The organism is Chania multitudinisentens RB-25, from assembly GCF_000520015.2.
GTDB classification, from domain to species: Bacteria; Pseudomonadota; Gammaproteobacteria; order Enterobacterales; family Enterobacteriaceae; genus Chania; species Chania multitudinisentens.
This window is the reverse complement of the sequence record NZ_CP007044.2, coordinates 4,900,907-4,922,112: the sequence shown is the minus strand read 5'-3', so window position 1 is coordinate 4,922,112 and position 21,206 is coordinate 4,900,907. Positions and strand designations below refer to the sequence as shown.

The following is a 21,206-nucleotide window of genomic DNA, read 5'->3' as shown; positions in this document are numbered from 1 at the left end:
TACTAGAGTTGCATCTGCATTCAGCTATATAAGCCTTGCATTGAGGCTTGCGGTAAAATATTTATAAAAATGGCTCAAGTTTTATTATCCATACTCAGGCGGGTGGGATGTAAAAATAGAATTGATATAGTGGGGTTAATAATGAAAAAGTTAATAATACAGAGCTCGTGCCATTTTATTCTAGCTGGATTAGGCGGTTTGTTAGATAGTGAGCCTTTTATTGGAAGAGCAAAAGTTGTTGAAAAAGCAACAAATATGATGCAGTACAAAGAGTTGCTTAAGGTCATCAATGATGTTGATATGATCATTTTGACATTAGGCAGCACCGAAAGTAACTTTATTCCTGTTTTAAATATCATTACACACATTCTCCCTATAGTAACTACATATAATAAATTAGTATTAGTGGGGGATTTTAGAAAAATGGAATTGATGAGAAACTACTTTGAAGGGTTGAGACATATCCATAGGGTTTTGGATGTATCTATGCCATTGGAGCATTTACGTGAACAGCTCTTGGAAGTACTATTTGAAAGTAACTATTCAACTTTGTCTAAAGCTGAAAGAATAGTGAAACTGTCTCCTCGTGAAATGAGGGTGTTACACTGTATTTTAAATGGGGAAAATATGGTGAAAATAGCAGATAAATTACAACTTAACTATAAAACGGTGAGTCATCATAAGCGCTCTGCACTTTCAAAATTAGGTATGCGTTCTCTATCACAATTATATATAAGTGCGTAAATAGAAATTTATGGTGTGTTTTTCTATGAAAAGACATTGCCTATCTTATAAATAAGAAACAGCTCATTGTATGTGACGGTGTAATTTCACTATTAATCGTGTTGAACGATATTAGATGTTGTGTTCATAGTCTATGTGGAACGATGCAGGGTTATGAAATCAGCATAACATCATAATATTTTTGTAATTACTTCAGCCTCAATATTCATGTTTTTATCAAAAAAACGTATAATTAAGTTATGATGTATTTATTTAAAATATACCAAAATGAATGATGCAGATAACAACAACGGAGAGTTTAAACAATTACCACCCTAACAATTAAATACAACTCTCGTGACTTTCATTTAACTTGAAGATACATTGATAATGAACATACTTCCTAAAATAAGTCAATTGCAAGTATTTATAGCTATCGTAAGAAATGGAGGTTTTGGGAAAGCAGCAAAATCATTGAATGTGACGCAACCTGCGATCACTCATTCAATAAATGAATTAGAGAGAAGTTTAGGTATCTCTTTGTTTGTACGAAAGAGACAAAGCGTTTGCCTGACTAAAGCCGGAGAAATTTTTAGTGAGCGCGCTCAATTCTTAATTGATACATACAATTCGACCATCAATGACGTAAAGAGCATTTGTGAAGAACATCCTAGACAAGAACTATCCTTAGGAATATCCTCTTTATCTTTATTTTCAACATTGTCATTAAAAATTAATGAATTTCAATTAAACTATCCAAAAGTAAATATTAAAGTTATTGATGATGAGCTGTCTGTGATGTTAAGAATGCTGCGTACAGGATGTTTGGATTTTATTATACATCCTGATAGTGAGCAATTTACACATAATGACCTTGTTGAAGAATTGTTATTTGAAACAAGAGCATGTGTTTTAGCTAGTATCAAAAGTCCGTCAGTCAGCATTGATTCAATCACTGAGCTTAAGGATGTGAAATGGTTTTTGCCAAAATCAAAGTTAGACTACTATAATAATATTGATTTTTTTAAGGAAGATAAAATAAAAAATGAAAGTATTGTTTTTCACGGAGGTGGAATAATGTCTTTGCTGATTAAGGTAAATTCAAATTTTATTACACTTGCTCCAGAGGATATTTTGAATAACAATATATTTATGCGTTATCTTAAAGAGGTGAAATTTCAGGATTATCTTCCTGATATATCCTATAAAATTGTATACTCACGTCATTTTTCATTAAAAAAAATAGCAGTAGAGCTGATGAGAGAGTTAAAGGGATAGCCGCAATAAATAGAGTCTCAGCAAAAGTGAATTTACAGTAAATGATATTTTTAGGTGTTGGTTTTTTCATGTGGTTAATTAAAAAAAAGAGTTTCTGTTGCGCAAAATGATTTTGTCTATATATACCGACTAACATATTGTGTGTAAAAAGGTAATCTCTATATGATTAAATTACAGAAAATGAAAGTTTTTCAAATGGTTGTTAATCTAGGAAGTATAAGTGCAGCGGCGGCGGCACTACACTTGACACAGCCAGCATTAACACGCAGCCTTAAAGAGTTAGAAGCATCTCTAGAGGTTGACTTAATCATCAGGGGAAAACATGGTATTACGTTGACTGGGGCGGGTAAGATATTTAAATTGCGTGTGGATCAGATTATTCGGGATATAGATTTGGCTATAAATGAAGTTAGGGAGGTTGCAAAATTTAGGAGTAGCAGCATTTCATTTGGTTTTTCCTCATCACTGACTTACACCGTTTTACCTGAAACCATAAAACGGTTTCAAGATTTTTTCCCAAAAATTAATATAAGTCTTGTAGAAGGGAAATTAACAGAATTACTTCCTAAAGTACGCAGAGGAGAAATGGATTTTTGTATCTCTATTATAACAAATGAATTATTAATCAATGACTTAACTTTTGATGCTTTTTTTACCATGCCTTTTTATATTGTGGCGAGAAAAGGGCATCCTTTAGAAAAAAGCTCATCGATAAAAGAGCTTGAAGGTGCGACATGGTGCTTACCTTCAAATGTTTTTGGTTATCAAAAAGAAGTCGAATCAATAATATTTCTTGATGCAGGTGAGAAAAGAATACTTAGGGGAGACTCGGGTGAAATTAGATTAAGCATAATCATGAATACAGATTATTTAACCCTTGCACCTGCGGCTATTTTTAAAGAACCTTTATTTAGAGAAAACTTAGTTCGTATTAATACCAAGGAAAAAATACCCGGTGCATTATATTGTGTGATGCATAATGGTGAGTTTCCTTTATCGCCTGGAGCACAGTGGTTAATCAATGAATTTAGGCATAGTATCAAGGTATATTGTGATTCTTGGGAGTCTTTCCCTAGCCTTGATAGTGGGCTTGAGATACCGCAGAGAGCCACTTGAGGCTTTGTGGCGTGAGTGGCGAGGTGGTGAATAATGCTGGCCTGGCTGTGTTTTTAAGTAGTCAACAGATAAAAGTATTTCACCGGTGACAATTTGTTGTATTTTGGACGCTGAAATTGTCTTTTTTGTGTTTATGTGTATCAGCCCAATATCTGCCAATAGTGGCTGAATCTATCGGAACGATTTGAATCCCAGCATCAGTAATACCTATCATTTTATGCGTTTCTTTATATGACACTCATTGAATGATGGTTATTCCTTTCCATATTTTGGCATGATTTAAATTCTCGCAATTTTAACATTACTTCCAAAAAAATAACTGACCATCAACAAAGATGATGCTAATACTGTAGCCTTAGCTACGCTTAAAGCTGGCAAACCAGAAGAAGATCAGACAGGCTAGGTTTTCATCTCCGCTATAAACGCCACTGAGCCTAAAAAAAAACCGGCCAGCAGGGCTGACCGGTTGATACGCAAGCAAGCTGAAATTACAGCTTGGAGGCGTTCTCAGACAGGTATTTTGCTACGCCATCTGGAGATGCGCCCATACCTGCTTTGCCTTTTTCCCACTGAGCTGGGCACACTTCACCGTGCTCTTCGTGGAATTGCAGCGCGTCAACGGTACGGATCATTTCGTCGATGTTACGGCCAATTGGCAGGTCGTTAACGATCTGCGAACGTACAACGCCGTTTTTGTCGATCAGGAAAGAACCACGCAGTGCAACACCGGCTTCTGGGTGTTCGATGCCGTAAGCTTGTTGGATTTCGCGCTTAATGTCAGCAACCATGGCGTATCTCACTTCACCGATGCCGCCTTTGTCGACAGGAGTTTTACGCCATGCGTTGTGGACGAATTCTGAGTCGAAGGAAACACCGACAACCTCAACGCCACGCTTCTGGAATTCTTCATAACGGTGATCGAAAGCGATCAGCTCAGAAGGACATACAAAGGTGAAATCCATCGGCCAGAAGAACAATACAGCTGGTTTGCCGTTCAGATGCTTCTTCAGATTGAAGTTTTCAACGATTTCACCATTACCCAATACGGCAGCGGCGGTGAAGTCAGGGGCTTGACGAGTTACCAGGACCATAATTACTCCTGTAATAGTTGTTAAGGGGTTGATGTAAAAGCAAGGGCCAGTATAGGGGCCGTGACTCGGTGAATAAAGGGTAAAAGACCAATCGATAAGATAGCTTTTGCCTATCAAACAGAGAGGTTAAATTCAGCAAGCTTTAAAAATAACCTTTTCACGCAAAAGGGCAAGCGCTAAAAGGCTATTTCTTGTCATCCTGCGAACCTGATAGCGTTTCAGCCAAGCGATCACAAAGTCTTATTTTTTGCCTGTTGCATTATCTGGGGGTAAAACTGCCAGAAGTATGTTTCAAGCTGATGATAATTACGTTCTACGTCGGCAAAAGAACCGGCCAGAGCGCCCAAACGCGGGCGTCGGCTAGCCATCCCTTGTAAGGCCGTGGCGATAAATGGCAGTTCGGCATAGCGCTCCAGCCAGCGTTGCTGCCAGAGATAATGATTCAGATTCTGGAAACGCGCCGGCGTCAGCGGCAGATGCGGCACAATCTGGCCACGTGCTTCCTGAGTAAAACATTGCAGGCTACGGCCAGGTTCAAGCTGCTGCCAATGGCGTGCTAAAAAGTGATCCCACACCACATCAAGCGTGATCGGCGCAACGCGGCGGAATTCAGGGCTGAAATAATCACGGCTGGCCCGGACTTCAGGCAAGGTATCAGTTAATACGTCAACGCGGCGGTGCATCATGATGCCTGCGACCACTTCAGGGGAGTATTCCCCAGCCGGGTTGCCACGCACGAAATCGGCCAGCAGGTTGCCTAATAACGAGCTTTCAGCAAGCTGGGCCAAATGGAGATGAGCGAGAAAATTCATCTAAGAACTATACGCGAAATTACGTAATTTCTCCTTAATACTCTTTTTGCTTGATTGGGTATATTCCTTGCCGCTGGCGGCCCACGGCTTTAAACTATGTCGCTTATTTTTTGCCAACCCGTTATATCTTGAAGAAGTGATACCCATGCGCGTCGCCGATTTTTCTTTTGCACTCCCTGAGTCTTTGATTGCCCATTATCCTCAACCGGAGCGCAGCGCTTGCCGTTTATTACAACTGGATGGGCCGAGCGGAGCCTTGAGGCATGGCGTATTCACCGATCTGCTGGATAAACTGGAAACTGGCGATTTGCTGGTATTTAATAACACCCGGGTGATCCCGGCGCGCCTGTTTGGCCGCAAGGTCAGCGGCGGCAAGATTGAAGTGTTGGTGGAGCGGGTACTGGACGATCACCGAGTTTTAGCACATGTGCGGGCATCTAAAGCACCGAAGCCAGGCACTGAGCTGCTGTTAGGCGACGATGAAAACATTGCCGCTACCATGGTTGCTCGCCATGACACATTGTTTGAGCTGCGTTTTAATGACGAGCGTGATGTTTTTACTATTCTTAATGCGGTTGGGCATATGCCATTGCCGCCTTATATTGATCGCCCTGATGAAGATGCCGATCGCGAACTGTATCAGACGGTCTACAGCGAAAAACCGGGTGCGGTAGCTGCACCCACGGCCGGGCTGCATTTTGACGAACCGTTGTTGGCTGCGCTGCGTGCCAAAGGTGTTGAGATGGCGTTTGTTACGCTGCATGTGGGGGCAGGAACCTTCCAGCCAGTGCGGGTGGAAACCATTGAAGAACACGTGATGCATGCGGAATATGCCGAAGTATCGCAGGAGGTGGTGGATGCGGTACTGGCCTGTAAAGCGCGCGGCAAGCGGGTGGTTGCGGTGGGTACGACGTCAGTGCGTTCATTGGAAAGCGCCGCTACGGCCAGCCAGAATGCACTGATCGCCCCTTTCTTCGGCGATACCCGGATCTTTATTTATCCGGGCTACCATTATCAGGTGATCGATGCGCTGGTCACCAATTTCCACCTGCCGGAATCGACGTTGATCATGCTGGTTTCTGCGTTTGCTGGTTATAAACACACCATGAATGCTTATCAGCAGGCCGTGGCGGAGCAATACCGTTTCTTCAGCTACGGTGATGCGATGTTTATCAGCCGTAATCCACAGGCGGAGAGCGAATCCGTCGGTAATACCCGTTGAAGTCCATAGGGTGTAAATCCTTGGGTTACGCGCACCGCGTGGCCCTGTTTTAATGACGTTAGACTGTTTCTCTAACGCTGGAGGTTTTGTGAAGTTCGAATTACAGACAACCGATGGTCGTGCTCGCCGTGGCCGCTTGGTGTTTGAACGTGGCGTAGTGGAAACCCCGGCGTTTATGCCGGTCGGCACCTATGGCACGGTCAAGGGAATGACGCCGGAGGAAGTGAAAGAAACCGGTGCGCAGATCCTGCTGGGCAATACGTTCCATCTGTGGTTGCGCCCGGGGCAGGAGATCATGAAACTGCACGGCGATCTGCATGATTTTATGCAGTGGCATGGCCCAATCCTGACCGATTCCGGTGGTTTTCAGGTGTTCAGCCTGGGAGCGATGCGTAAAATCAAAGAGGAAGGCGTGTATTTCCGCAATCCGATTAACGGCGATAAGGTGTTTCTCAGCCCGGAAAAATCGATGGAAATCCAGTATGACCTGGGCTCTGACATCGTGATGATTTTCGATGAATGTACGCCGTATCCGGCCGATTGGGATTATGCCAAGCGTTCAATGGAAATGTCTCTGCGTTGGGCGCAGCGTAGCCGCCAGCGTTTTGATGAACTGAGTAATAAAAATGCCTTGTTCGGTATTATTCAGGGAGGGGTTTACGAAGATTTACGCGATGTTTCAGTAAAAGGGCTGGTGGATATCGGCTTTGATGGTTACGCTGTGGGCGGCTTGGCGGTCGGTGAGCCAAAAGAGGATATGCATCGCATTCTCGAACATGTTTGCCCACAAATTCCAGCAGATAAGCCACGCTATCTGATGGGGGTTGGTAAACCGGAGGATCTGGTAGAAGGCGTGCGGCGCGGCATCGATATGTTTGACTGTGTGATGCCAACGCGCAATGCCCGGAACGGCCATTTGTTCGTGACTGACGGTGTGGTAAAAATCCGCAATGCCAAGCACAAGGATGATACTTCTCCGCTGGATAAGGATTGTGATTGCTACACTTGTCGCCATTACAGCCGCGCCTACCTGTATCATCTTGATCGTTGCAACGAAATATTGGGTGCCCGATTGAACACAATTCATAACCTGCGATACTACCAGCGCTTAATGGCGGGTTTACGCCGGGCTATTGAAGATAGTAAATTAGAGCAGTTTGTTGCGGATTTTTATGGGCGGATCGGTAAACCGGTTCCGTCTTTAAATACCCTGTAGATTTCAAGATGTGGCAAGGCGGCGACCGAGTGAATCCTCAAGAGCTTAGAAAACTCAGTGATTGGGGCGAAAGAGGGGGCCAACACCGCCACAGTTTGAAAGATGAAGGGTAAGAATGTCTTGATTCAATAATTAATAACTTAATGAGGGATTTTCAATGAGCTTTTTCATTTCTGACGCCGTCGCATCCGCAGGAGCTCCGGCTCAGGGAAGCCCGTACTCTCTGATCATTATGCTGGTGGTATTTGGTCTGATTTTCTATTTCATGATCCTGCGTCCACAGCAGAAACGTGCGAAAGATCACAAGAAACTGATGGATTCCATCAGCAAGGGTGATGAAGTATTAACCACCGGTGGCCTGATTGGCCGTGTCACTAAAGTGGCTGACACCGGTATCATTGCCATTGCGCTGAATGACACCACGGAAGTGATGATCAAGCGTGACTTCGTGGCGGCCGTTCTGCCGAAAGGTACGATGAAGGCCCTGTAATTTTGTTTTCCCTAAGGGAACTGCCGTGCTAAACCGTTATCCTTTGTGGAAGTATCTGATGTTGATCGTGGTGATCTTCGTTGGTCTGCTTTATGCGCTTCCCAACATTTACGGTGAGGATCCGGCCGTACAAATCACTGGCGCGCGCGGTGTCGCCGCCAGTGAAGCTACGCTGGATCAAGTCCGTAATGTATTAGAAAAAGATAATATTGCGAGCAAGTCGATTGCGCTGGAAAATGGCGCCATCCTGGCTCGCTTTAAAGATCCTGATGTTCAGTTGCGTGCCCGTGAAGCCTTGATGGCGGAACTGGGCGATAAGTATGTTGTGGCGCTTAACCTCGCACCGGCTACGCCGCACTGGCTGAGCATACTGGGTGCAGAACCCATGAAACTGGGGCTGGACTTACGTGGTGGTGTGCACTTCCTGATGGAAGTGGATATGGACACCGCACTGGGCAAGTTGCAAGAACAAACCATGGATACCCTGCGCAGTGAACTGCGTGAAAAAGGCATTCCATATGCAACGATCCGCAAGCTGGAAAACAACGGCGTGGAAGTTCGCTTCCGTGACGATGCTGCGCGCGATCAGGCGATAAGCTTCATGACTCCGCGCCAGCGCGATCTGGTGCTTTCTGCTAATGGTGCCAATACGTTAAAAGCGACGCTGACCGATGCCCGTTTGAGTGAAGCGCGTGAGTACGCGGTGCAGCAGAACATTACCATCCTGCGTAACCGTGTTAATCAGCTCGGTGTTGCTGAACCGCTGGTACAGCGCCAGGGTGCTGACCGCATCGTGGTTGAGCTGCCGGGCATTCAGGATACGGCGCGTGCCAAAGAAATCCTGGGGGCAACCGCTACGCTGGAATTCCGCCTGGTGAACACCAATGCGGATGCGACGGCGGCAGCCAGTGGCCGTGTACCGGGTGATTCAGAAGTGAAATACACTCGCGATGGTCAGCCAATCGTGCTGTACAAGCGTGTGATCCTGACAGGGGATCACATCACGGATTCCACCTCCAGCACGGATGAATACAATCAGCCGCAGGTGAATATCTCGCTGGATAGCGCCGGTGGTACTGCGATGTCCAACTTCACCAAGGATAGCATCGGTAAACCGATGGCCACCCTGTTTGTGGAGTACAAAGACAGCGGCAAGAAAGACGCCAGTGGCCGTGCCGTTCTGGTGAAGCAGGAAGAAGTGATCAACGTGGCGAACATTCAGTCGCGTTTGGGTAACAGCTTCCGTATCACCGGTATCGATAACCCAAACGAAGCCCGTCAGCTGTCGCTGCTGCTGCGTGCCGGTGCGCTGATTGCGCCGATCCAGATCGTGGAAGAGCGGACTATCGGCCCAACTCTGGGGCAGCAGAACATTACCCAGGGTCTGGAAGCTTGTCTGTGGGGCCTGATGGCATCCATCGTGTTCATGGTGGTCTGGTACCGCAAGTTTGGCCTGATCGCATCGACTGCGCTGCTCGCTAACCTGGTGCTGATCGTCGGTGTGATGTCATTGTTGCCGGGTGCAACGCTGACGATGCCGGGGATTGCCGGGATCGTGCTGACGCTGGCGGTGGCGGTTGATGCCAACGTACTGATAAACGAACGTATCAAGGAGGAGCTGAAGAATGGGCGCACCATTCAGCAGGCGATCCATGAGGGCTATAAAGGCGCGTTCTCCAGTATCGTGGATGCCAACCTCACCACCCTGATTACCGCAGTCATTCTGTACGCAGTGGGTACAGGTTCGATTAAAGGCTTTGCAATAACCACCGCAATCGGTGTGGCGACATCCATGTTCACCGCGATTGTCGGAACCCGTGCCATTGTCAACCTGCTTTACGGCGGCAAGCGCATTAACAAGCTGTCTATCTGAGGAGTGCGTTGTGGCACAGGATTATACTGTTGAACAACTCAACTACGGCCGTAAAGTCTATGACTTTATGCGCTGGGATTACGTGGCCTTCAGCGTTTCATTGCTGCTGTTGATCGCGTCAATCGCCATTATGTCGGTTCGTGGTTTTAACTGGGGTCTGGATTTCACTGGTGGTACGGTGATTGAAATCAGCCTGGAAAAGCCTGCGGACCTGGATCTGATGCGCGATACGCTGGAACAAGCCGGATTCAAAGATCCGATTATTCAGAACTTTGGCAGCAGCCGTGACGTGATGGTGCGTATGCCCCCCGCGATTGGCACCGCAGGCCAGGAACTGGGTAGTAAAGTGATCGGCGTGATCAACGATTCCGTTGATAAAAATGCGACCGTCAAACGTATTGAATTCGTTGGCCCGAGCGTAGGGAGTGAATTGGCACAAACCGGCGGTATGGCGTTGCTGGTGGCACTGATTTGTATCCTGATTTATGTCGGGTTCCGTTTCGAATGGCGTTTGGCGTTGGGGGCGGTTATCGCTTTGGCGCATGACGTGGTCATTACGATGGGCGTGCTGTCGCTGTTCCATATCGAGATTGACCTGACCATCATTGCTTCTTTGATGTCGGTTATCGGCTACTCGCTGAATGATAGCATCGTGGTTTCCGACCGTATTCGTGAGAACTTCCGCAAGATCCGCCGTGGAACGCCTTATGAAATCATGAACGTGTCGCTGACCCAAACGCTAAGCCGTACCATCATGACCTCAGCCACCACGCTGATGGTAGTGTTGATGTTGTACATCTTTGGTGGCGCAATGCTACAGGGTTTCTCGTTGACCATGCTGATTGGTGTGACCATCGGTACGGTATCCTCTATCTACGTGGCGTCCGCGCTGGCGTTGAAACTGGGGATGAAACGTGAACACATGCTGCAACAAAAAGTGGAAAAAGAAGGCGCCGATCAGCCTTCGATCCTGCCGTAAACTTCATACGTTGTACGTTCAACGCAGAGAAAGAGCGCCGTCACTGGCGCTTTTTCTTTATCTGCAATGGATTGCCTTAGTGGTGATTCCCTCTGATCTTTTAATCACACCCGCCTAGGAAATCGTACCGACCGCAGCAAAGCGGTGGGTTTGATGCCTGAATGTGGTAACGGTTGCAACAAATGCCCGGCGGCCTTTGTTGTGGCCGAACTTCGAGGTAAACTGTTCTTAACTATGAAAACGTTTATCAGGACGAGTTATGCATTGCCCTTTCTGCGCTGCCGTTGATACCAAAGTTATTGATTCTCGCTTGGTGGGGGATGGATCTCAGGTGCGTCGTCGCCGTCAATGTCTGGTCTGTAACGAACGTTTTACCACTTTTGAAGTGGCCGAATTGGTTATGCCACGGGTGGTTAAAAGCGATGAGGTTCGTGAGCCCTTCAATGAGGATAAACTGCGCCGTGGTATGCTGAAAGCGCTGGAAAAACGCCCGGTCAGCTCTGACGACGTGGAAAATGCCATCAACCATATAAAATCTCAGTTGCGTGCTACCGGTGAACGCGAAGTGCCAACCAAAATGGTGGGTAACTTGGTGATGGATGCGTTAAAAAGATTGGATAAAGTCGCTTATATCCGTTTCGCTTCGGTGTACCGCAGTTTTGAAGATATCCGTGAATTTGGCGAGGAGATCGCCAAATTGCAGGATTAATAAGGTTCCTATGCATAACGATGAGTTTTACATGGCGCGTGCCTTTGAACTGGCACGGTTAGGGCGTTTTACCACTACGCCTAATCCCAACGTGGGTTGCGTTATCGTGCGTGATGGCAACATTGTGGGGGAAGGTTACCATTTACGCGCTGGCGAGCCCCATGCTGAAGTTCATGCCTTACGTATGGCTGGTGAGCTGGCTCGGGGCGCCACGGCTTATGTGACATTGGAACCCTGTAGCCATCATGGCCGTACACCACCCTGCGCCGATGCCTTGGTGGCTGCGGGTGTCAGCCGCGTTGTGGCGGCGATGCAAGACCCTAATCCACAGGTGGCGGGCCGCGGGCTGTATAAATTGCAGCAGGTTGGTATTGCTGTCCATCACGGTGTCATGCTGGCGGAAGCAGAAGCGGTCAATCTGGGGTTTTTGAAGCGCATGCGTACCGGGTTCCCTTACGTGCAACTGAAGCTGGGTGCTTCGCTGGATGGCCGCACGGCGATGGCTTCAGGCGAAAGCCAGTGGATCACCTCGCCACAGGCAAGGCAGGACGTACAGCGTTTACGGGCGGAAAGCTCGGCTATCCTTAGCACCAGCGCCACCGTGTTGGCCGATGATCCTTCATTAACGGTACGTTGGGATGAGTTGGACAGTGAAACTCGGCAAATTTATCCGCGTGAAAATTTGCGGCAACCGGTGCGGATTATTCTCGATAGTCAGAATCGGGTGACGCCGCAGCACCGGCTGGTGCAGCAACCTGGGGCCACCTGGCTGGCACGCTTGCAAACAGATGACCAGATATGGCCGCAGGGCGTTGAACAACTGGTGTTTCCTGCACAGAGTGGTGGTATCGATCTGGTGATGATGATGATGCAACTGGCTAAACGCCAGGTGAACTCGATCTGGGTTGAGGCCGGTGCCAAACTTGCTGGTGCCTTGCTGCACGCTGGCTTGGTGGATGAGCTTATCTTATACATTGCGCCAAAATTATTAGGTGATGGCGGGCGTGGCCTGTGCCATTTGCCGGGGCTGGAGCAACTGGCCGATGCGCCGGAGTTCGTGTTCAGTGAAGTCCGGCAGATTGGCCCCGATCTGCGCCTGCGCTTACGCGCCAAGTATTGACAATGTGCCTGCTTGCCCCGCGATGGGTGTTTTACAAAACCGCCGCGCAGGCAGCTAAAGAATATGATAGAATCCGCCCCCCTGCGGGGTATTGAACCTATTTTAAAGGAAAACCCATGAAAGTTATCGAAGGTGTTGTTGCTACTCCTAATGCTCGTGTGGCTATCGCAATTGCACGTTTTAACAATTTCATTAACGACAGCCTGCTGCAAGGTGCGATTGACGCGTTGAAACGCGTTGGCCAGGTGGCTGATGACAACATCACCGTTGTCTGGGTTCCTGGTGCTTACGAGTTGCCGTTGACCGCTCGCGTGTTGGCGAACACCGGTAAATACGATGCGGTTATTGCGCTGGGCACCGTGATCCGTGGGGGCACCGCGCACTTCGAATATGTGGCGGGTGAAGCCAGTTCTGGCCTGGGCAATGTTTCGCTGAACACCGAGATCCCAGTGGCCTTTGGCGTTTTGACTACCGAAAGCATCGAACAGGCGATCGAACGTGCTGGTACCAAAGCGGGCAACAAAGGAGCAGAAGCTGCTCTGACCGCACTTGAAATGATCAATGTAATCAAAGCTATTAAAGCCTGAATTTAGTCTAAGGGGAATTCCGTGAAACCTGCTGCTCGTCGCCGCGCTCGTGAGTGCGCTGTTCAAGCGCTTTACTCTTGGCAATTGTCTAAAAATGACGTTGCTGATGTTGAACACCAGTTCCTGACGGAGCAGGATGTCAAAGATGTTGACGTCGCCTATTTTCGTGCGTTGCTGTCCGGTGTGGCAGTGAATGCGGGTATGTTGGATGGCCTGATGGCTCCATACCTGTCGCGCCAGCTTGAAGAATTGGGCCAGGTGGAAAAAGCCGTGTTGCGCATTGCGTTATTCGAACTGAAGATGCGTGACGATGTCCCTTACAAAGTGGCAATCAACGAAGCGATCGAACTGGCGAAAACCTTCGGCGCTGAAGACAGCCATAAATTTGTGAATGGGGTGCTGGATAAAGCGGCACCCAACATCCGCAAGAAAAAATAAAATTTAAGGCCGGGATAACCGGCCTTAATTTCTTTGGAATATTGACTATGGCCTGCGGCGAATTTGACCTCATTGCGCGCTATTTTAACCGGTTCAAGAATTTGCGCCGGGATGTACAGTTGGGCATTGGAGACGATTGTGCCCTCCTGACGGTGGCAGAAAAACAGCTTTTAGCTGTCAGTACCGATACGTTGGTTGCGGGTGTTCACTTCCTGCCGGATATCGATCCGGCCGATCTTGGCTACAAAGCGCTGGCCGTTAATTTGAGCGATCTGGCCGCCATGGGGGCCGATCCTGCCTGGTTGTCGCTGGCGCTGACGCTGCCTGAAGTCAACGAAGCGTGGCTGGAGGCTTTTAGCGACAGCCTGTTCGAACAGTTAAATTACTATGGTATGCAACTGATCGGCGGAGACACCACTCGTGGCCCGCTGAGCATGACCTTGACTATCAACGGCCTGATTCCGGCCGGGCGTGCGCTGACGCGTGCTGGCGCACGTATTGGCGACTGGATTTACGTGACCGGAATGCTGGGTGACAGCGCCGCCGGGCTGGCGATTTTACAGGAGCGTTTATCGGTAGAAGATGGCGTGGCGCGTGAATATCTGCTGGCACGCCATTTACGCCCGCAGCCACGCGTATTGCAGGGCCAGGCGCTACGCGATCTGGCCAGTTCGGCGATTGATATCTCCGATGGCCTGATTTCAGATTTACGACATGTGCTGCAAGCCAGTGCGTGCGGTGCTCGCATCGAACTGAACGAATTACCCATGTCTCAGGCGTTGACCGGGAGCACCAATGCTGAACAGGCGTTGCGTTGGGCACTGAGCGGCGGTGAAGATTACGAGCTATGTTTCACCGTGCCGGAAATCAATCGCGGGGCGTTGGAAGTAGCGTTAAGCCATCTGGGTGCGGATTATACCTGCATCGGCCAGATAGGCCCGCTTTCTGAAGGCATGAAGTTTTACCGTGATGGCAAAGAAGTGGTGCTGCCATGGAAAGGTTTCGATCACTTCAATGCAGAGCCAAGCTGATGAAGGATGAAGCAAAAAGCCGCTTGCGCATGAGCAACCCGTGGCACCTGCTGGCAACCGGTTTTGGCAGCGGGCTTTCACCGTTCATACCTGGCACTATGGGCTCGCTGGCGGCGATCCCATTCTGGTTGTTGCTGATTCAATTGCCGTGGCAGCTCTACTCACTGCTGGTGATGTTCAGTATCTGTATTGGCGTTTATTTATGTCACCGTACCGCGAAAGATATGCAGGTACACGATCACGGTAGCATCGTCTGGGATGAGTTCGTCGGAATGTGGATCACCCTGATGGCGCTTCCGGTCAACAGCTGGCAATGGGTTGCCGCTGGTTTTGTGATTTTCCGTATTCTGGATATGTGGAAGCCCTGGCCGATTCGCTGGTTCGACCGCCATATGCATGGCGGTATGGGGATTATGGTTGACGATATTATTGCCGGGGTACTCTCTGCCGGCATTATTTATCTGCTTGGCTATTACTGGCTGCTTTGACGTCGATATTACGGAGCCAAAAGCCTTTGGTTCCGTAGTGTTTTCAGGTTCTATATTCAGGTTATTTCAAGGCGATAACCTGAATTGTGACAGGTATATTATTCAAAACCCACGACGCGATGTGGCACATAGGCCGCTTCCAGCTCGTTGATCTCTTCGGCGGTTAGCTCCAGTTCAACGGCGGCAACGGCGTCTTGCAGATGCTCACTGCGCGATGCGCCAATGATCGGTGCGCTGACCACCGGTTTGCTCAGTAGCCATGCCAGCGCAACTTGTGCACGAGGGACGCTGCGTTTCTGCGCAATGTTTGCCACGCGCGCAGCAATCAGCGCGTCGATCTCTTCTGTTTTGTCATACAGCGTTTTGCCATAGTGATCGGATACCAGCCGAGCGGTGCTTTCGCCCCATGGGCGCGTTAAGCGGCCGCGTGCCAGTGGGCTCCAGGGCAATACTGCAATACCTTCGGCAGCGCACAGCGGGTGCATTTCACGTTCTTCTTCGCGTTGCAGCAGATTGTACTGGTCTTGCATGGTAACAAAGCGCGTCCAGCCGTGCAGATCGGCGGTATACAGCGCTTTGGCAAACTGCCAGGCGAACATTGAGGAAGCACCGATATAACGCGCTTTACCGGCTTTGACTACGTCATGCAGCGCTTCCAGCGTTTCTTCTATTGGGGTTTCATAATCCCAGCGGTGGATTTGCAGCAGATCAACGTAGTCGGTGCCTAAGCGTTGCAGGCTGTCATCAATGGATTGCATGATTTTGGGGCGTGAAAGGCCACGCTCCAGATTACTCATGGCGTTATAGACTTTGGTGGCAATTACCACTTCTTCGCGGCGCGTATAGCTGCGCAAGGCACGGCCAAGGATTTCTTCGCTGCTGCCATCGGAATAGTTATTGGAGGTATCGAAGAAATTGATGCCAACATCCAGCGCCTGCTTAATCAACGGGCGGCTGTTTTCCTCCGGCAATGTCCAGGCATGATTGCCACGCGTAGGTTCACCATAGGTCATACAGCCCAGACAGATGCGGGAAATGTTCAGATCGGTGTTACCCAGTTTCAGATATTTCATGTCTCTCTCCTGTGTAGCATGCAAACGAGAATAATTGGGACCGTTTCAGCGAAGAATATCGGGCGCATTATTGCGCCCTTTGTACAGGATGAAGGACGTGGTGGGGAATTATGCCAGCCAGTTTTCTATTTGGCGTTGAATGCCTGCGGCGTCCAGCCCCAGCTCGCTGCGGATCTCTTCCTGGCTGCCCTGTGGGATAAAATAATCAGGCAGGCCGAGATTCAGTATCGATACCTTCAGGCGTTTTGCCATCAGCAACTCGTTAACGCCGCTACCTGCTCCGCCCATAATGGCATTTTCTTCCAATGTAACCAGCACTTCGTGGCTGGTAGCCATTTCCAGCACCAACTGTTCATCCAGTGGTTTTACAAAACGCATATCTACCAGCGTGGCATTCATCGCCTCCGCGGCTTTTTTGGCTTCTGGCAGCAAAGTACCGAAATTGAGGATTGCCACTTTCTGACCTGCACGGCACATAATGCCTTTGCCCAGTGCTAATGCAGCCAGCGGTTCCAGCGTTGCACCCGTGCCGCTGCCGCGTGGGTAGCGCACGGCACTTGGGCCGCCGTTATAGTGGTAACCGGTATACAGCATCTGGCGACATTCGTTTTCGTCGCTCGGCGTCATGATCACCATGTTCGGGATGCAGCGCAGGAAGGAGAGATCAAACGCCCCTTGGTGAGTTTGCCCATCGGCACCGACAATACCGCCGCGATCGATGGCAAACATGACGGGCAGATTCTGGATCGCCACATCGTGGATCACCTGATCGTAGGCCCGTTGCAAGAAGGTAGAGTAGATGGCTACCACGGGCTTGTAACCGCCAATCGCTAAGCCAGCCGCAAAGGTTACTGCGTGCTGCTCGGCGATCGCCACATCGAAATACTGCTGTGGATAATCGCGTGAAAACTGCACCATACCGGAACCTTCACGCATAGCGGGCGTGATAGCCATCAACTGGCTGTCTTTGGCGGCGGTTTCACATAGCCATTCACCAAAGATTTTCGAATAGGTTGGCAGGCCATCGGCGCTTTTCGGCAAAGTGCCGCTGGCGGGATCGAATTTCGGCACCGCGTGGAAGCTGATAGGGTCTTTTTCTGCGGGAGCATAGCCACGGCCTTTTTTAGTCATGATATGCAGCAGCTGCGGGCCTTTCAGGTCACGCATATTTTTCAGCGTGGCTGTTAACCCTTGTACATCGTGGCCATCGACCGGGCCGATATAGTTAAAGCCCAGTTCTTCAAACAGCGTACCGGGAACCACCATGCCTTTCAGGTGTTCTTCCGTCCGTTTCAATAACTCTTTGATCGGCGGCAGGCCGGAAAGCACCTTCTTGCCGCCTTCGCGCAGCGTGGAATAGAGTTTGCCAGACAGCAACTGCGCCAGATGGTTGTTCAAGGCTCCGACGTTTTCGGAGATCGACATTTCGTTGTCATTCAGCACCACCAGCAGATCAGGGGTGATATCACCGGCGTGGTTCATGGCTTCAAACGCCATGCCGGCGGTGATGGCGCCATCGCCGATCACACAGACGGTACGGCGGCCTTTGCCTTCACGCGCCGCTGCTACCGCTATGCCGAGACCAGCGCTGATTGAGGTTGAGGAGTGGCCGACAGACAGGACGTCATATTCGCTTTCTGCGCGCCATGGGAAAGGGTGCAGCCCGTTTTTCTGGCGGATAGTGGCGATGCGATCGCGGCGGCCCGTCAGGATTTTATGCGGATAAGCCTGATGCCCGACGTCCCAAACCAATTGGTCAAATGGGGTATTGTAGACATAGTGCAGTGCCACCGTCAGTTCAACGGTACCCAGCCCGGAGGCAAAGTGACCACTGGAGCGGCTAACGCTGTCCAGTAGGTATTGCCGTAATTCATCACACAGTTTCGGCAGGCTTTCTTTTGGCAACGAGCGGAGCTCATCCGGGGTTTCCGCTAGCGCCAATATCGGGTATTTGGCTATATCAAGACTCATTCGATACTCATATCAGAGGAGTTATACCTGCGCCTTTAAGAGCGAAGTACTTGGGTATAACGTCACGCGTTAATTGTCACGTTCAATAATGAAGCTGGCTAACGCACGTAATGGCGCAGTATTGTAAGATTGCGCTGCCAAAGATTCTAACGCCGCCAACGCTTCCTGATAGAGATCCCACGCCTTTGCCCGCGCGCTGTCAAGCCCAAGCAAGGCCGGGTAGGTACTCTTTCCGTGTTGTTGATCCGATCCTTGGCGTTTACCGATTTTTTCGGTTTCGCCTACAACATCCAAAATATCATCCTGCACTTGGAATGCCAGGCCGATTGCGGCTGCGTAACGATCAAGCAGTGGCAGTGCGGCACGGCCTTGTTCACCGGCCGCTAACGCTCCCAGGCGAACCGAGGCGCGAATGAGTGCGCCGGTTTTATGGCGATGGATCTGTTCCAGCGCTGCCAGGCCGATGTGTTGGCCTTCGGCTTCGAGATCCAGCGATTGGCCGCCACACATGCCAGCAACGCCGCTGGCGCTTGCCAACTCAGAGATCATAGCCAGCCGATCGCGCATGGCGACATCGGGCATATCGGCATCGGCTAAAATCGAAAATGCCAATGTTTGCAGGGCATCGCCCGCCAGAATGGCATTGGCTTCACCAAACTTGACGTGGCAGGTTGGCTGGCCACGGCGCAGATCGTCATCATCCATCGCCGGTAAATCGTCATGTATCAGCGAGTAGGCGTGAATACATTCCACCGCAGCAGCGGGAGCATCCAGATTATTCAGCGCCAGACCAAACATTTGCCCGGTTGCATAAACCAGGAACGGGCGCAGACGCTTGCCGCCCAGCAACGCACCGTGGCGCATTGCTTCCACCATCTTGCCATTATTGAACGGCAACGGTGCGATATAGTCCAGTAACGCACGATCGCTGCGCTGGCGGAAAGCCTGTAACTGCTGATGAAAATCAGGCATCGTAATTACTCAGCGTCCGGGGTAAAAGGGGCGAGAGCAGCGTCGTCATGGCTATCGTTGAGCAAAATGTGGACGCGCTGTTCTGCTTGTTGCAATTTCTGTTGGCCCTGACGTGCCAGTTGTACACCCCGCTCGAATTCGTTCAACGCGTCTTCCAGCGGCAGTTCGCCGGATTCCAGACGTGCCACGATACGCTCGAGTTCGCTGAGGGAGTTTTCAAAGCTGATGTTTTGCTCTGTGCTGTCTGATTGTGTATGTTTTTTCGGCATAGTTTTCTTGTTACATCATCATATGAACAGGGGTATCAGAGCCTATCCTAGCGGATCTTGATCAGTAAATCATGGCGTGAATGTATGGTTTTGTGCACGGCATACAAACAGATAGTGATATACTTGCCGCCATTGTATACCGAATATCCCCGTCATTCTTATCAGGCAATAAAAACCGCCATGAAGTTTATCATTAAATTATTCCCAGAAATCACCATCAAGAGTCAATCTGTGCGCTTGCGCTTCATTAAGATTCTGACGACCAATATCCGCAATGTACTGAAGCAATATGATGAAACGCTGGCGGTGGTCCGCCATTGGGATTTCATCGAGGTGCGTGCCAAAGATGAAAATCAGCGCCCGGCGATCGCCGAGGCATTGACCCGCATTCCCGGTATTCATCATATTCTGGAAGTGGAAGATCGTGCTTACACCGATGTGCACCATATCTTTGAGCAGACGCTGGAAGCCTATCGTGAGCAACTGGCAGGCAAAACTTTCTGCGTGCGCGTTAAGCGCCGTGGCAAGCACGAGTTCAGTTCACAGGACGTTGAACGCTACGTGGGTGGTGGGTTGAACCAGCATATTGAAAGCGCGCGCGTTAAGCTGTCGCATCCACAGGTGACCGTGAATCTGGAAATTGAAGATGACAAGCTGATGCTGGTGAAAGCCCGCTATGCAGGGATTGGTGGTTACCCGATTGGTACGCAGGAAGATGTGTTGTCGCTGATTTCCGGCGGATTTGACTCCGGTGTTTCCAGCTACATGCTGATGCGCCGTGGTTGCCGCGTGCATTATTGCTTCTTTAATTTAGGTGGCGCCGCGCATGAAATTGGCGTCAAACAGGTGGCTTATTATCTGTGGAACCGTTTCGCTAGTTCGCACAAGGTGCGTTTCGTCGCAATCGATTTTGAGCCGGTAGTCGCTGAGATTCTGGAAAAGGTGGATGACGGCCAGATGGGGGTGGTGCTCAAGCGCATGATGGTACGTGCCGCTTCCCTGGTAGCAGAGCGTTATGGCGTGCAGGCGCTGGTGACTGGTGAAGCGCTGGGCCAGGTATCCAGCCAGACGCTCACTAATTTGCGCCTGATCGACAATGCTTCCGATACGCTGATTCTGCGCCCGCTGATTTCGCACGATAAAGAGCACATTATCAATGTTGCACGCGAGATTGGTACGGAGGATTTTGCTAAAACTATGCCGGAATATTGTGGGGTAATCTCGAAGAACCCGACGGTCAAAGCGGTTAAAGCCAAGATTGAAGAAGAAGAAGGTAACTTTGACTTCGAAATTCTGGAGCGAGTGGTGCGTGAAGCACGTAATGTGGATATTCGTACTATTGCCGCAGAAGCTCAGGAGCAGGTGACTGAAGTTGAAACCGTTGCTGAATTTGCAGCGGATGAAGTGATTCTGGATATCCGTTCCATTGATGAGCAGGAAGATAAGCCGCTGCAATTGGCGCAGATTGAGGTTAAATCGCTACCGTTTTATAAACTGAGCAGCCAGTTTAGCGAGCTCGATCAGAGCAAGACCTATCTGCTGTATTGCGATCGCGGTGTGATGAGCCGTTTACAGGCTTTGTATCTGCTTGAACAAGGCTACGCTAACGTCAAAGTGTATCGCCCATAATCTTCAAGGAGGACGAGGCTGTCTCGTCCTCTGCCATTTCCCCAGGTTATCTCCTTTTTACCATTCCTGATGAATTTACGTCTATGGTCTAAGCTTGCTTTCATTTTGTGTTACGTTAT

At 49.5% G+C, this 21,206-nt stretch carries 21 protein-coding genes; 15 read left to right on the top strand and 6 right to left on the bottom strand.

Annotated features, from left to right (window positions below; all coding sequences use genetic code 11):
- Positions 1-141: 141 nt before the first annotated feature.
- The 3 genes from Z042_RS21920 to Z042_RS21910 all read left to right on the top strand — a co-directional run bounded on the left by Z042_RS21920 (position 142) and on the right by Z042_RS21910 (position 3,117).
- The gene (locus tag Z042_RS21920; protein WP_024913846.1) at positions 142-744 is read left to right on the top strand and encodes a helix-turn-helix transcriptional regulator; all 603 of its coding nucleotides are present in this window, start codon (positions 142-144) and stop codon (positions 742-744) included.
- Positions 745-1,113: 369 nt separating this feature from the next.
- Positions 1,114-2,001, top strand: a complete 888-nt coding sequence (locus tag Z042_RS21915) for a LysR family transcriptional regulator (RefSeq protein WP_024913847.1) — start codon at positions 1,114-1,116, stop codon at positions 1,999-2,001.
- A gap of 162 nt (positions 2,002-2,163) precedes the next feature.
- Positions 2,164-3,117, top strand: a complete 954-nt coding sequence (locus Z042_RS21910; RefSeq protein ID WP_024913848.1) for a LysR substrate-binding domain-containing protein — start codon at positions 2,164-2,166, stop codon at positions 3,115-3,117.
- A 488-nt stretch (positions 3,118-3,605) separates the two neighbouring features.
- Here Z042_RS21910 and Z042_RS21905 read toward each other — a convergent pair whose 3' ends face one another.
- Positions 3,606-4,208, bottom strand: a complete 603-nt coding sequence (locus tag Z042_RS21905) for a peroxiredoxin C (protein WP_024913849.1) — start codon at positions 4,206-4,208, stop codon at positions 3,606-3,608.
- 230 nt (positions 4,209-4,438) lie between these two features.
- On the bottom strand, positions 4,439-5,020 hold the full coding sequence (locus tag Z042_RS21900; RefSeq protein WP_024913850.1) for an acyl carrier protein phosphodiesterase: 582 nt from the start codon (positions 5,018-5,020) through the stop codon (positions 4,439-4,441).
- A gap of 145 nt (positions 5,021-5,165) precedes the next feature.
- On the opposite strand from Z042_RS21900, the gene queA reads away from it, so the two are divergent.
- The 11 genes from queA (at position 5,166) to pgpA (ending at position 15,173) form a co-directional block, all read left to right on the top strand.
- The gene (gene queA, locus Z042_RS21895; RefSeq protein WP_024913851.1) at positions 5,166-6,242 is read left to right on the top strand and encodes a tRNA preQ1(34) S-adenosylmethionine ribosyltransferase-isomerase QueA; all 1,077 of its coding nucleotides are present in this window, start codon (positions 5,166-5,168) and stop codon (positions 6,240-6,242) included.
- Positions 6,243-6,330: 88 nt separating this feature from the next.
- Positions 6,331-7,458 (top strand): tRNA guanosine(34) transglycosylase Tgt, encoded by a 1,128-nt coding sequence (gene tgt, locus Z042_RS21890; RefSeq protein WP_024913852.1) that lies wholly within the window; start codon positions 6,331-6,333, stop codon positions 7,456-7,458.
- Positions 7,459-7,615: 157 nt separating this feature from the next.
- On the top strand, positions 7,616-7,948 hold the full coding sequence (gene yajC, locus Z042_RS21885; RefSeq protein WP_024913853.1) for a preprotein translocase subunit YajC: 333 nt from the start codon (positions 7,616-7,618) through the stop codon (positions 7,946-7,948).
- A 25-nt stretch (positions 7,949-7,973) separates the two neighbouring features.
- A complete protein-coding gene (gene secD, locus Z042_RS21880) occupies positions 7,974-9,821 on the top strand; it encodes a protein translocase subunit SecD (RefSeq protein ID WP_024913854.1) in 1,848 nt (615 codons plus the stop codon).
- A 10-nt stretch (positions 9,822-9,831) separates the two neighbouring features.
- Entirely contained in the window at positions 9,832-10,800 is a 969-nt protein-coding gene (gene secF / locus Z042_RS21875) for a protein translocase subunit SecF (RefSeq protein ID WP_024913855.1), read from the top strand.
- Between the two features lie 259 nt (positions 10,801-11,059).
- A complete protein-coding gene (gene nrdR / locus Z042_RS21870) occupies positions 11,060-11,509 on the top strand; it encodes a transcriptional regulator NrdR (protein WP_024913856.1) in 450 nt (149 codons plus the stop codon).
- A 10-nt stretch (positions 11,510-11,519) separates the two neighbouring features.
- Positions 11,520-12,629 (top strand): bifunctional diaminohydroxyphosphoribosylaminopyrimidine deaminase/5-amino-6-(5-phosphoribosylamino)uracil reductase RibD, encoded by a 1,110-nt coding sequence (gene ribD, locus Z042_RS21865; protein WP_024913857.1) that lies wholly within the window; start codon positions 11,520-11,522, stop codon positions 12,627-12,629.
- A 116-nt stretch (positions 12,630-12,745) separates the two neighbouring features.
- A complete protein-coding gene (gene ribH, locus Z042_RS21860) occupies positions 12,746-13,216 on the top strand; it encodes a 6,7-dimethyl-8-ribityllumazine synthase (protein ID WP_024913858.1) in 471 nt (156 codons plus the stop codon).
- Positions 13,217-13,237: 21 nt separating this feature from the next.
- Positions 13,238-13,654, top strand: coding sequence for a transcription antitermination factor NusB (nusB, locus tag Z042_RS21855; protein WP_024913859.1), 417 nt, complete (start codon positions 13,238-13,240; stop codon positions 13,652-13,654).
- A gap of 47 nt (positions 13,655-13,701) precedes the next feature.
- The gene (thiL, locus tag Z042_RS21850; protein WP_024913860.1) at positions 13,702-14,685 is read left to right on the top strand and encodes a thiamine-phosphate kinase; all 984 of its coding nucleotides are present in this window, start codon (positions 13,702-13,704) and stop codon (positions 14,683-14,685) included.
- Positions 14,685-15,173 carry a phosphatidylglycerophosphatase A gene (gene pgpA / locus Z042_RS21845; protein WP_024913861.1) on the top strand — a complete coding sequence of 163 codons (489 nt, stop codon included), beginning with the start codon at positions 14,685-14,687 and terminating at the stop codon, positions 15,171-15,173. The genes thiL and pgpA overlap by 1 nt, the downstream gene beginning before the upstream one ends.
- 98 nt (positions 15,174-15,271) lie before the next feature.
- Here the strand turns inward: pgpA and Z042_RS21840 are convergent, their stop codons facing one another.
- The 4 genes from Z042_RS21840 to xseB form a co-directional block, all read right to left on the bottom strand.
- A complete protein-coding gene (locus Z042_RS21840; RefSeq protein WP_024913862.1) occupies positions 15,272-16,246 on the bottom strand; it encodes an aldo/keto reductase in 975 nt (324 codons plus the stop codon).
- A 108-nt stretch (positions 16,247-16,354) separates the two neighbouring features.
- Positions 16,355-18,217, bottom strand: coding sequence for a 1-deoxy-D-xylulose-5-phosphate synthase (dxs, locus tag Z042_RS21835; RefSeq protein WP_024913863.1), 1,863 nt, complete (start codon positions 18,215-18,217; stop codon positions 16,355-16,357).
- Between the two features lie 69 nt (positions 18,218-18,286).
- Complete coding sequence (ispA, locus tag Z042_RS21830; RefSeq protein ID WP_024913864.1) at positions 18,287-19,189, bottom strand: (2E,6E)-farnesyl diphosphate synthase; 903 nt, start codon at positions 19,187-19,189, stop codon at positions 18,287-18,289.
- A 5-nt stretch (positions 19,190-19,194) separates the two neighbouring features.
- Positions 19,195-19,458 (bottom strand): exodeoxyribonuclease VII small subunit, encoded by a 264-nt coding sequence (xseB, locus tag Z042_RS21825; protein ID WP_024913865.1) that lies wholly within the window; start codon positions 19,456-19,458, stop codon positions 19,195-19,197.
- A 180-nt stretch (positions 19,459-19,638) separates the two neighbouring features.
- Between xseB and thiI the strand changes: the two genes are divergently transcribed.
- A complete protein-coding gene (gene thiI / locus Z042_RS21820) occupies positions 19,639-21,087 on the top strand; it encodes a tRNA uracil 4-sulfurtransferase ThiI (protein ID WP_024913866.1) in 1,449 nt (482 codons plus the stop codon).
- Positions 21,088-21,206 lie beyond the last annotated feature (119 nt).

Bases quoted from the DNA above. Each gene is read 5' to 3' on its own strand.
- queA (WP_024913851.1), top strand. From the start codon at position 5,166: ATGCGCGTCGCCGATTTTTCTTTTGCACTCCCTGAGTCTTTGATTGCC.
- nrdR (WP_024913856.1), top strand. From the start codon at position 11,060: ATGCATTGCCCTTTCTGCGCTGCCGTTGATACCAAAGTTATTGATTCT.
- dxs (WP_024913863.1), bottom strand. From the start codon at position 18,217: ATGAGTCTTGATATAGCCAAATACCCGATATTGGCGCTAGCGGAAACC.
- Z042_RS21900 (WP_024913850.1), bottom strand. From the start codon at position 5,020: ATGAATTTTCTCGCTCATCTCCATTTGGCCCAGCTTGCTGAAAGCTCG.
- Z042_RS21840 (WP_024913862.1), bottom strand. From the start codon at position 16,246: ATGAAATATCTGAAACTGGGTAACACCGATCTGAACATTTCCCGCATC.
- Z042_RS21910 (WP_024913848.1), top strand. From the start codon at position 2,164: ATGATTAAATTACAGAAAATGAAAGTTTTTCAAATGGTTGTTAATCTA.
- Z042_RS21915 (WP_024913847.1), top strand. From the start codon at position 1,114: ATGAACATACTTCCTAAAATAAGTCAATTGCAAGTATTTATAGCTATC.
- xseB (WP_024913865.1), bottom strand. From the start codon at position 19,458: ATGCCGAAAAAACATACACAATCAGACAGCACAGAGCAAAACATCAGC.
- thiI (WP_024913866.1), top strand. From the start codon at position 19,639: ATGAAGTTTATCATTAAATTATTCCCAGAAATCACCATCAAGAGTCAA.
- Z042_RS21920 (WP_024913846.1), top strand. From the start codon at position 142: ATGAAAAAGTTAATAATACAGAGCTCGTGCCATTTTATTCTAGCTGGA.
- ispA (WP_024913864.1), bottom strand. From the start codon at position 19,189: ATGCCTGATTTTCATCAGCAGTTACAGGCTTTCCGCCAGCGCAGCGAT.
- thiL (WP_024913860.1), top strand. From the start codon at position 13,702: ATGGCCTGCGGCGAATTTGACCTCATTGCGCGCTATTTTAACCGGTTC.
- pgpA (WP_024913861.1), top strand. From the start codon at position 14,685: ATGAAGGATGAAGCAAAAAGCCGCTTGCGCATGAGCAACCCGTGGCAC.
- ribD (WP_024913857.1), top strand. From the start codon at position 11,520: ATGCATAACGATGAGTTTTACATGGCGCGTGCCTTTGAACTGGCACGG.
- ribH (WP_024913858.1), top strand. From the start codon at position 12,746: ATGAAAGTTATCGAAGGTGTTGTTGCTACTCCTAATGCTCGTGTGGCT.
- yajC (WP_024913853.1), top strand. From the start codon at position 7,616: ATGAGCTTTTTCATTTCTGACGCCGTCGCATCCGCAGGAGCTCCGGCT.
- Z042_RS21905 (WP_024913849.1), bottom strand. From the start codon at position 4,208: ATGGTCCTGGTAACTCGTCAAGCCCCTGACTTCACCGCCGCTGCCGTA.